Annotated in this window: 11 protein-coding genes and 1 pseudogene; 11 read left to right on the top strand and 1 reads right to left on the bottom strand. The window is 57.9% G+C overall.

The window, feature by feature from the left end:
* Nucleotides 1-490 precede the first annotated feature (490 nt).
* The 11 genes from AB4Y43_RS39920 (at nt 491) to AB4Y43_RS39870 (ending at nt 8,515) form a co-directional block, all read left to right on the top strand.
* A complete protein-coding gene (locus AB4Y43_RS39920; RefSeq protein ID WP_368730247.1) occupies nt 491-1,219 on the top strand; it encodes a DMT family transporter in 729 nt (242 codons plus the stop codon).
* A 22-nt stretch (nt 1,220-1,241) separates the two neighbouring features.
* Nucleotides 1,242-1,442, top strand: a complete 201-nt coding sequence (locus AB4Y43_RS39915; RefSeq protein WP_368619626.1) for an EamA family transporter — start codon at nt 1,242-1,244, stop codon at nt 1,440-1,442.
* Nucleotides 1,443-1,600: 158 nt separating this feature from the next.
* Nucleotides 1,601-2,317: a hypothetical protein gene (locus tag AB4Y43_RS39910; RefSeq protein ID WP_368730246.1), complete on the top strand. Its 717-nt coding sequence runs from the start codon at nt 1,601-1,603 to the stop codon at nt 2,315-2,317.
* Between the two features lie 324 nt (nt 2,318-2,641).
* On the top strand, nt 2,642-2,902 hold the full coding sequence (locus AB4Y43_RS39905; RefSeq protein WP_368619628.1) for a hypothetical protein: 261 nt from the start codon (nt 2,642-2,644) through the stop codon (nt 2,900-2,902).
* Nucleotides 2,903-2,931: 29 nt separating this feature from the next.
* The gene (locus tag AB4Y43_RS39900; RefSeq protein WP_069268307.1) at nt 2,932-3,318 is read left to right on the top strand and encodes an ATP-grasp domain-containing protein; all 387 of its coding nucleotides are present in this window, start codon (nt 2,932-2,934) and stop codon (nt 3,316-3,318) included.
* Between the two features lie 650 nt (nt 3,319-3,968).
* Nucleotides 3,969-5,474 carry a toluene monooxygenase gene (locus tag AB4Y43_RS39895; protein WP_368619629.1) on the top strand — a complete coding sequence of 502 codons (1,506 nt, stop codon included), beginning with the start codon at nt 3,969-3,971 and terminating at the stop codon, nt 5,472-5,474.
* 24 nt (nt 5,475-5,498) lie between these two features.
* Nucleotides 5,499-5,759 (top strand): toluene-4-monooxygenase system B family protein, encoded by a 261-nt coding sequence (locus tag AB4Y43_RS39890; protein WP_342925261.1) that lies wholly within the window; start codon nt 5,499-5,501, stop codon nt 5,757-5,759.
* A 7-nt stretch (nt 5,760-5,766) separates the two neighbouring features.
* Nucleotides 5,767-6,102: a Rieske 2Fe-2S domain-containing protein gene (locus AB4Y43_RS39885; RefSeq protein WP_069268304.1), complete on the top strand. Its 336-nt coding sequence runs from the start codon at nt 5,767-5,769 to the stop codon at nt 6,100-6,102.
* Between the two features lie 19 nt (nt 6,103-6,121).
* Nucleotides 6,122-6,436, top strand: coding sequence for an MmoB/DmpM family protein (locus AB4Y43_RS39880; protein WP_368619630.1), 315 nt, complete (start codon nt 6,122-6,124; stop codon nt 6,434-6,436).
* 12 nt (nt 6,437-6,448) lie between these two features.
* The gene (locus AB4Y43_RS39875) at nt 6,449-7,435 is read left to right on the top strand and encodes an aromatic/alkene monooxygenase hydroxylase subunit beta (RefSeq protein ID WP_069268302.1); all 987 of its coding nucleotides are present in this window, start codon (nt 6,449-6,451) and stop codon (nt 7,433-7,435) included.
* A 399-nt stretch (nt 7,436-7,834) separates the two neighbouring features.
* A complete protein-coding gene (locus AB4Y43_RS39870) occupies nt 7,835-8,515 on the top strand; it encodes an ATP-dependent Clp protease proteolytic subunit (protein WP_368730245.1) in 681 nt (226 codons plus the stop codon).
* 228 nt (nt 8,516-8,743) lie between these two features.
* Here the strand turns inward: AB4Y43_RS39870 and AB4Y43_RS39865 are convergent.
* A pseudogene (locus AB4Y43_RS39865) lies at nt 8,744-9,353 on the bottom strand (IS110 family transposase); the annotation flags it as partial.
* Nucleotides 9,354-9,611 lie beyond the last annotated feature (258 nt).

Here is a 9,611-nt window from a genome sequence, read left to right as displayed (position 1 = left end):
AGAGAATGAGGCAGCGAACGCGAGCGGCTCATTGACAGCAATTGTTCTCGCTCCAGTTCCGACACGACAACCTCGATTCCTTTACGTCCCATGATCGCCTCCAACACGCCGTGAATTCGATCATAGAACAATCTGAATTTACGTAAAGTTATTTATGGGACAGAATACTAGCAGGCTGTTGAAATACACCTCACTGATGCGCGGGATGCCTTTCCAAAGAGTCGCTGCGTCGGTTGGGTTTGTGTCGATTTGTTACCGGGCGCTCCCGCGCAAGCCCACTCCTGCCGAGAAGCGTGCGGTCGGTTCCGTCACTTCACAAGACGTGCATTCTAGCGCTCCGATCTTACCGCGACAAAATCATTTACCTGCAGAACAAGCTTTTTCTGGATCGCGAATCATCGATATGATTGATGCGCTCAAAAATATTAATGGCTCATACGAAGCGGATCTGCGCTGTTAGGATTCTCCCGTCGTTGCCACGAAGCCGAGTATGAGCGAAGATTTAGATGCCGTCCAAGCGAATCGTATCGACACCGGGCTTGAGCCAGTTAACGGCGATGCGTTTGATGCTAACGCCCTTGGTTCTGAGCCGTCTTCGCAACGTTTTTCCAGCGTGCTCGCGCCTGCCATGGCTATCGCATCGATGTGCAGCAGCGTGCAGCTTGGTGCTGCATTGTCGCGACCCGTGATGATCCGATACGGTACGCTCAGCACGACTTGGCTGCGTCTTTGTTTCGCGGGATTGGTACTCGCGATCGCGATGCGACCGCCGCTCCATGCCTACTCCCGACAGCGCTGGATCGCCGCTCTCGTTCTCGGTAGCGCCATGGCCGGCATGATGCTGTGCTACTTCGAAGCCGTGCAACGCGTGCCCCTTGGTCTCGGAGTCGCCATCAGCTTCATTGGCCCCCTCTTCGTCGCGATGGCCGGCATCCGCAAATTTCCGGATGCTAGTGTGGTGTGGCCCATGGTGGCGATGGTCGGCGTCGTCCTGATTGCGCGGCAGGGCGGCATATGGACCACCTCGCTCGCCGCGCTGGTCTTTCCGATTGGGGCTGCGCTCGGCTGCGCAACCTACATCGTGATGATGAAACGAGTCGGCACGCTGTTCGATGGCCTGCAGGGGCTCTCAATGTCGCTGATCGTCGCGGCCCTTGTCACCACGCCGTTTGGTCTTGCGCAAAGCGGTGGCCATCTGCCCCGCCGCTCAACTGATTGACGCCGCATATCTCGCGGTACTCGTGCCGCTCCTGCCCTACGTACTCGAAATGTTCGCGCTGCGGCGCATGACGGCGTCCGCGTTCGGCATTCTGATGAGCGTCGAACCCGCCATTGCCGCCGCAATCGGTTTTATCGTCTTCGGTCAGCCTATGACGGGCTTGCAAAGCATCGGCACGTTGCTCGTGGTCTGCGCCAGTACAGCCTGCTGTCGCCAAAAATAGGCCAGTGTTGCCGGCAATTGGATCGTCGTCTCGCACTGCATTTTTTTCCAAGTCTTCGAATGTTGCCGAGACACTAACTAGGGATGGTTCGCTTCGTCGTTGTATGTGTCGCGCTCGCGATGCTGTTTCCCTTCATGTAGTTTTACTGGAGACTGAAAATGGCCCACCAAGATCGTGCCCGTTTCGAACCGGTTGCAGACTGTGAAATGCAGGCGCTCTTTTCCGCCTCGCCCGACACCGCCGCGTTTCACCGCGGCGAACGGATCGACCGCGAATACTATCGGCGGCATCTCGTCGAGACAGTGCTGCGCATCCGCCTGAACAATGAAATCGATGCATTCGCGCTCTACAAGATTGGCTTCAAGGACAATCAACTCGCGCAGATCCTCTCGCAATACCTCGCCGAGCAATACGGCCACGAAGGACTCTTTCTGCGCGACATCAAAAAATTTGGCCTCACCGCCGAACGGATTGACACCATTCAGCCGCTCCACTCGACCAGCAAGCTGATCAATTACTTGTATCTCAGCATCGAACGCGATGGCCCGTTGCCGACGATGGTGTGGAACTGGTTCGTCGAATGGTATTCGGGCCGCTACAATAAGACGATCACCGAGGCTGCGGGTCGAGCCTTCGGCCACCACACCGTTAGGGGTTCACTTGGCCATATCCAATACGACAAACCGCGCGACCGCGACGGTCTGATGTGCGCCTCCCTCCAGCGGGCGATCGACGGATGGGGTGGCATCGACAAGGCCGAAATGCATCTGCGCAACTTGCTTGGTCGGCGATTACTTCGACGAACTGAAGGCAGAAACCGGGCGCCAGTCGGAGGTGGTCGTCGCATGAGGAGCGCATCACGGCTACTGTCGTAGTAGAGCCCGTCTCATCGGGCACCGCGCCGGTCGCTGCAGCGCAGCGGCTCGGGCATCCGGTACACGCGTTCTGCGCAGATACTCGCATCGTGCCGCCAACGCACCTACGGACCGTCGCGTCGCTGACGAGTGTCGACACTGGCTCGGCTGATGACGTCGCTGCGGCGGTGCGGACAGTCGGAGGCATCGACGCGCTCGTTGCCGGCTTTGAGTACGCGGTCGACATCGTCGCGCAGACGGCCGCACAATTGGGCTTACCTCATCTAGCGCCCGAAGCGGCCGCGCTCACAACGCGACAAATACCGTTGCCGTCGGCGACTTAGCATGTCCGGGCTCGCCGTCCCGCGTTTCGCGTCGATCGCGAAGCGTGGCGACGTCGCCCGCGCGGCGGCGCACGTCGGATTTCCTGCCATAGTGAAGGCGGTCGATGGTTGCGGCAGCCTACTGGTGCGCCGCGTCGATTCCCTCGCGCCGTTGCACGCGATAATCCGCAGCGTTGCGAATCGATCTGTGCCGGACATGGGCCGCGAAGTCGGTCAAGCGATGATGCTTGAAAGTATCTCGACGGCCCCGAGTACAGCGTAGAAGGCTACGTCGGTCCACTCGGTCCGCGCGTGCTTGCCGTTACCGAAAAGATCCTCGGGCCCGAGCCGTACTTCGTCGAGATGGGACATGTGGTCGACGCTACGCTCGACGAGCGCGACCCAGCTCGGCTGAGCGCGTATGTCGAAACGGTGGCGAGACAGATCGGCTTGACGCTGGGCGTGTTTCATGCGGAAGTGCGCATGACGCGCGACGGTCCCACGCTGATCGAAATCGCCGTGCGGCTCGGTGGCGACCGGATCTATCGGCTCGTTGAGCTAGCTAAGTCAATCTCGATTACTGTCAACGCTACGCGCAGACCAGTACTGCCGATGTTCTTATTGGATACACGGCTGCCTGTAGTCGCTGAACGCCTCCCCATGTCAGAGCTCCGCATTGCAGCTCAGAAACCACAATGAGGCCCGGCGCAATAGCTACCAGTATTCGTCTTCTCGAACATTCCAGTGCTTGCACTCCACGCTGGCTCGCCTGTTGCCCACCGCCTACAAGGCAACACCGTCACCGAAAGACCCTTCTTCCCCGGAATCAGTTGACCGCGACAGTTCGCTTTAACGTTGTCCGAGTTTTTGTCGAAGAAGTGCCACATTGCGCGTTATCTATATAACAATCCAGACATTCCCGCCTAGTGCATTCAGGTCGCGGCAGACGCGCTAACTCATTCAGAATCAAGGATCGGGGGCTTGGGTCTGTGGTTATGCCGGCAGACAGAACAATCCCTCGACGAGAAGGACCCGGGACGCACTCTCAGTTAATGCCGAGTGGATTCGGTCCTGCGAAAAAAGACCTGGTACCGGCCTTGTGTCACGCGGCAGCTTTCGCGCTTGCGCGCGTTGCTGGTTTTCTAACTCCTCGCCCGTGGAAACTAGCGCATTCGGATCGCCCCCCGGCAACGGGCGCGTATATCTTCGATCTCCCTTTCCCGGGACTTCTTCCTCGCCGATGCAATCAGGTCGGCACATTGGCACCGATTTTGCTCTGAGGTAACCCGCCCGGCGGATGCAATAGTGCTCCGGCAAACCAAATCGCGACTTACGAAGGAGACTTGAACATGGCGTTATTGGAACGCGTCGACTGGTACGACATCGCCCGCGCCAACAATTGGACCCCGTCCTACGTGTCGGATTCGGATCTCTTTCCCGACATCATGTCTGGCGCACAAGGTATTCCGATGGTCCAATGGGAGAGCTACGACGAGCCGTACAAGACGTCGTATCCCGAGTACGTCCGTATCCAGCGCGAAAAAGACGCTGGTGCCTATGCTGTGAAGGCAGCCCTGAATTGCTGCCGCAGCTTCGAGGATACCGATCCAGGCTGGCTTTCCATCCTTAAGGCCCATTACGGCGCCATTGCACTCGGCGAGTATGCGGCAATGAGCGCCGAAGCACGCATGGTTCGCTTCGGCCGTGCACCAGGGATGCGCAACATGGCCACCTTCGGCATGCTCGACGAAAACCGTCACGGGCAGTTGCAGCTCTACTTCCCTCACGACTACTGTGCAAAAGACAGGCAGTTTGACTGGGCGCACAAGGCCTGTCACACGAACCAGTGGGGTGCAATTGCCGCCCGCAACACATTTGACGACCTTTTTATGTCCCGCAGCGCGATCGAGATCGCGGTTATGCTCACCTTCGCGTTCGAAACGGGCTTCACCAATGTACAGTTCCTCGGTCTGGCAGCCGACGCAGTCAACGTCGGCGATTTCACTTTCGCAAGCCTGATCTCCAGCATTCAAACGGACGAATCGCGACATGCGCAAATCGGCGGCCCGGCGCTGCACATTCTGATTGCAAACGGCCGTAAGACGGAGGCCCAGAAGCTCGTGGATGTCGCAATCGCACGGACATGGCGCCTGTTCTGTCTGCTCACGGGATCGTCGATGGACTACGCCACGCCGATCGAGCACCGCAACCAGTCGTTCAAGGAATTCGCGCGCGAGTGGATCGTCAGTCAGTTTGAGCGGACACTCATCGATCTCGGCCTCGATTTGCCCTGGTACTGGGACCAGTTGATCAATGAATTCGATTACCAGCACCACGCCTATCAGCTAGGCATCTGGTTTTGGCGTCCCACGGTTTGGTGGGACCCCGCAGCTGGCGTGACGCCCGAATGCCGCGACTGGCTGGAAGAAAAATATCCCGGCTGGAACAACTCGTTCGGCAAGGTATGGGACGTCATTATCGAAAACCTGCTCCTCGGCCGCCGGGAACTTACGATGCCCGAAACGCTGCCTGTCCTCTGCAACATGAGCCAGTTGCCCATTTGCGCCATTCCGGGCGATGGCTGGAACGTGAAGGACTACCCTCTAGACCATAACGGCCGCAGGTATCACTTCAATTCGGAAATCGACCGCTGGGTCTTCCAGCAGGACCCGGTTCGTTACCGCGATCACCTCACGCTCGTCGATCGCCTCCTCGCCGGTCATATCCAGCCACCCGACCTGTTGGGCGCGTTGAACTACATGGGGCTCGCGCCGGGCGAAATGGGCGACGACGCGCACCAGTATGCATGGGTCGAATCGTACCGAGGACCCGTGACAACAAAACAAGCCGCCTGAGGCTGCCACGCAAACGAGGACGACATGGCACTCTTCCATGTGATCTCAAATTTTCAATACGACTTCGTATTGCAGCTGTTGCCGGTGGATACCGGCAATACGATGGATGAAGTTGCGGCCGCCGCCGCGTTCCATTCCGTGGGCCGACGCGTCATCCCACGGCCTGACAAGGTTGTGCGCGTGCGGCGCCAGGGCGCCGGGCAGTTCTACGCGCGCGACGCAAAGCTCGGCGAGACGGATATCAAGCCGATGGAAACGCTCGAATTCATCTTTTGCGACGAATGAGGTCGAAATGAAGTACCAGAAAGTCTGCACGCTCGACGACCTTTGGGCAGGCGAGATGATCGAAGCGGAGGTGGATGGCCGCGTGATTGTGGTGGTGAACTCAGAAGGCGGCGAGCCGCACGCCTTTCGGGGCGCTTGTCCGCATCAGGCGATTCCGCTCGGGGAAGGAAAGTTCGACGGCCGCGTGCTGATGTGCCGCGCGCATCAATGGACCTTCGACGTGAATACCGGCAAAGGAATCAATCCTGGCGACTCCCGGCTTCGCGAATACCCCGCAAAGATCGAGGGCGAAGACGTTCTCGTTGCGGTGGGCAGCGTTGAAACCCTCTTTGCCCATTCCTGAACGTCACAGAGAACCGATCATGACCACCGAAACCACCGCCTTGGCTTACCGCAACAACCGCGTGGGTCCCGTGCTTCGTGCGGGCAGCATTACGGCGGGCGTCATCGAAGCCGCGCACGAAGACAACCCCGGCAAGACGATCCGCGTGGACGACAAATTCGCGTATGTGCGCATCGATACGGATGGCGAACTGATCCTCCGCCGCTCCACGCTTGAGGAAACGCTTGGCCGACCGTTCATGATGTGCGAGCTGGAAGTCAGCCTCAGCTCGTTTTCAGGCCGCATCGAAACAACCGAATGCTACGTGCGGTTTTACTACGAGAAAACGCTTTAACCGGAGACGAGCATGACTGAGCCCGAAGTCCTCAAGCCGCTGAAAACATGGAGCCATCTAGCCGCGCGGCGGCGCAAGCCAAGCGAGTATGAGATCGTCTCGACGAACTTGCACTATACCACCGACAACCCCGACGCCCCCTTCGAACTGGACCCTAACTTCGAAATGGCGCAATGGTTCAAGCGCAACCGCAACGCCTCGCCGCTGCGACATCCCGACTGGAACGCATTTCGTGATCCAGACCAGATCGTCTATCGCACGTACAACCTGCTGCAGGATGGTCAGGAAACTTACGTATATGGTCTCCTCGACCAGTTCTCCACGCGCGGTCACGACGCCCAACTCGCCCGGCCATGGGCGGCCTCGCTCGCACGCGTCTATACCCCCGCTCGCTTCCTGTTTCATGCGCTGCAGATGGGCTCAGCGTATCTGGTCCAGATGGCCCCCGCTTCCACGATCTCCAACTGTGCCGCATACCAGACCGCTGACTCTCTGCGCTGGCTCACGCACACCGCGTATCGCACCAAAGAACTGTCCCTGACTTTTGCGGACCTCGGCTTCGGCAGCGATGAGCGGCGCCGCTGGGAACTCGACCCGCCTTGGCAGGGCTGGCGAAAACTAGTTGAAGAAGCACTCACCGCGTGGGACTGGGCTGAATGCTTTGTCGCGCTAAATCTCGTGGTACGCCCGGCAGTGGAAGAGACCGTATTGCGCGGCCTCGGCGTCACGGCGCGCCAAAACGGCGATATCCTACTCGGCCTTCTTACCGATGCGCAGCTCATTGACACCGAGCGGCATCGGCGTTGGGCCAAGGAGCTCGTTCGCATGGCCATCGAACAGGAAGGCAATCACGCCGTGCTGCGTGCGTGGGTGCACAAATGGGAGCCGCTTGCCATTGACGCCATAACAGCATGGTGCGCCGTCTTGCCGGACGCACGCGGAGCTAGCGCACGCGCGAAGGTAGCCACGCGCGAATTCCGGCGTTCGATCCGACTGTGAGTCAATAGGCCTTGAATGAAGGAAGTGTCGTCGGAAGCCCGCCCGCTCCGACAATTTGGGGAACGTCAAACGTAACAACACCTAGAGCGGAGCTTTAGATCATGAGGACAATCCTTGCAGCTTCGGCGATTGTATGCACCCATCTGCACGATTACCTAAGCCAAGACCATCGGCAGCGGGCTCACGGAGGCGGGCACGCTTCGAGCAAATGTATCGGTGTCGTGGCTTGATGATCCCGGCTAGCCCTTGCTCCGAATGAATGATGTTGCGGCGTGAGCCCGAGCCAAGCGGCAAGTTTCCCTGGGCGTGTCGATGTCTATCGTTTGTAGGATCCGTCCGTCTGCTCCGACATAAGCGACGGGCTAATTAATCAGTATTTCCTTTCCAAATAGGAAAAATATGAGAGTTCTTTGTGAAATTCTTATTCGTGGCACGTTGCTGCTATCTTTTCTTTATGGGGTGCCGGCCCATGCTTCCCTCTCAAAAGTTATCCCGGAAGCGGATCGAAGATACGACGTATTGAATAGCAAAATATTCTATACAGGGCCCGTTACAATTCAAAAGGCGAATGACTTGATAGCGGCGCTGGACGAGTTGAACGCGAAGTACCCGAAGCTAAAATCGATCTATCTATACATCGACAGCGGTGGTGGAGATACGGACGCGGGGTATATTACTTACCGCGCCATCCAGAGTTCGAGGGTTCCGGTAATAACAGTTAATTTAGCCACGGTGATGTCGGCTGCTACGATGATGTTTTGCGGCGCTCAGGATCGCCTCTCCTTTCCTGGGGGACGCTTTATTCTGCACCCGCCAAGCATAGACCTGAGCAACAGGTTTCAGCCGGATCAGCTCAATGTTGCCACGGAAAATTTGGATACCGTCAAGCAAATGCTTTCAGATATCTACAGAAGTTGCACCAACCTGAACGGCAAGGAAATAAATTCAATGATTTACAGTGAAAATAACAGAAAGGTTCTCAGTCCAGATGAGGCTTCTGCAAATGGAATGGTGACTGGCATAGCTCATGAGATTATTGATGCACCGGTGTCCTACTATGTAACGGATCGCGCAAAGTAAGCTTTCTGGGATGGACTGGCTTCCGGTCGCTTTGTCATTAAACAAATCGAACTTGCGCCGGCATTCATGTGACCGAATGCCGGCTCGATCGCACCGCAATCTTGTGGCCCCAATGAATAAATGCGCGCCGGCAAGCTGTTTGCGATAAAGTGAGGCACGTAGGACGCGTCGCTTGAGAGCGAAATGCTGATGGACCGGACTGAAACAATCGCCACCATCACGGAACGCGGTTTCCAGCCGTTCGCATTGCGCTAGGCGATCCTCGATCGTGTTGCGGTGTTCATTGAACGCCAGCCGCTGTCGAACTTGCGCGTGCTCAAGCGGCGTCGGTGTGTCGGCCCCCAATCCGCACGTCCAATGTAGTTCACACCATGCTGGAGCAGGAACGATTTCAGCCCGCATCGCAGCTGTTTAAGGTCTTCTCGCGCCGATGACCAAGCACTGGCCAGATCGCGACACGCTTCATCTTCCGCCGCACGGCACATGCACCGCGGACAGATCGCCCGCTCGCAGCGAACGCACCAGCTTGATGGCGTCACGCCGGTCGGTCTTGACGGGCTCGCCGGGTTTGCGCGGGATGAGCGATGGTGCACATACAACATGTCGAGGCCTTCTGCATCAGTCGCCGGCAAAGGCCATAGCCGCGTGGAACTGCTTCGTAGACGATGCGGATGCGCGTCGCTTTGAACTGCAGTCGTTTGCATAAGCGATCATCTTCCATCTGTGACGTGCCGATCTTGCCGAGCAGTTCCACATCGCTCATACCGACCGCATAGGCAACCATGATCGAATCCTTATGAACGTCGCGCCCTACATACAACGTGCTATCGTCTTGCATGCTAGCTTCCGTGCCGGAAACAGTACCTGTTTGGCACCAGTCCCCCGTCCAGGCAGCACACTCGCGCCCGCCGCGAAATGCCTTCTTGACATTCCTGTCTTCCTTTTTCCACTCGCGCATACGTCGCTCGATCAGAGGTGGCGTCGCTTGTTCGGACAGGGTCCCGAGATTTTAAGTGGAGCGTCCGGGGCGATCATGCTGCCGATTTGATCGCTGGCAGCGTCGCGAAGTATGCCTCATCGGGCGTCTGATCCGCCA

The sequence above is a fragment of the Paraburkholderia sp. BR10872 genome (assembly GCF_040965835.1).
Lineage (GTDB): Bacteria > Pseudomonadota > Gammaproteobacteria > Burkholderiales > Burkholderiaceae > Paraburkholderia > Paraburkholderia nodosa_A.
Note: the sequence above shows the minus strand (reverse complement) of the source record. Positions and strands in the feature narration are given on the sequence as shown.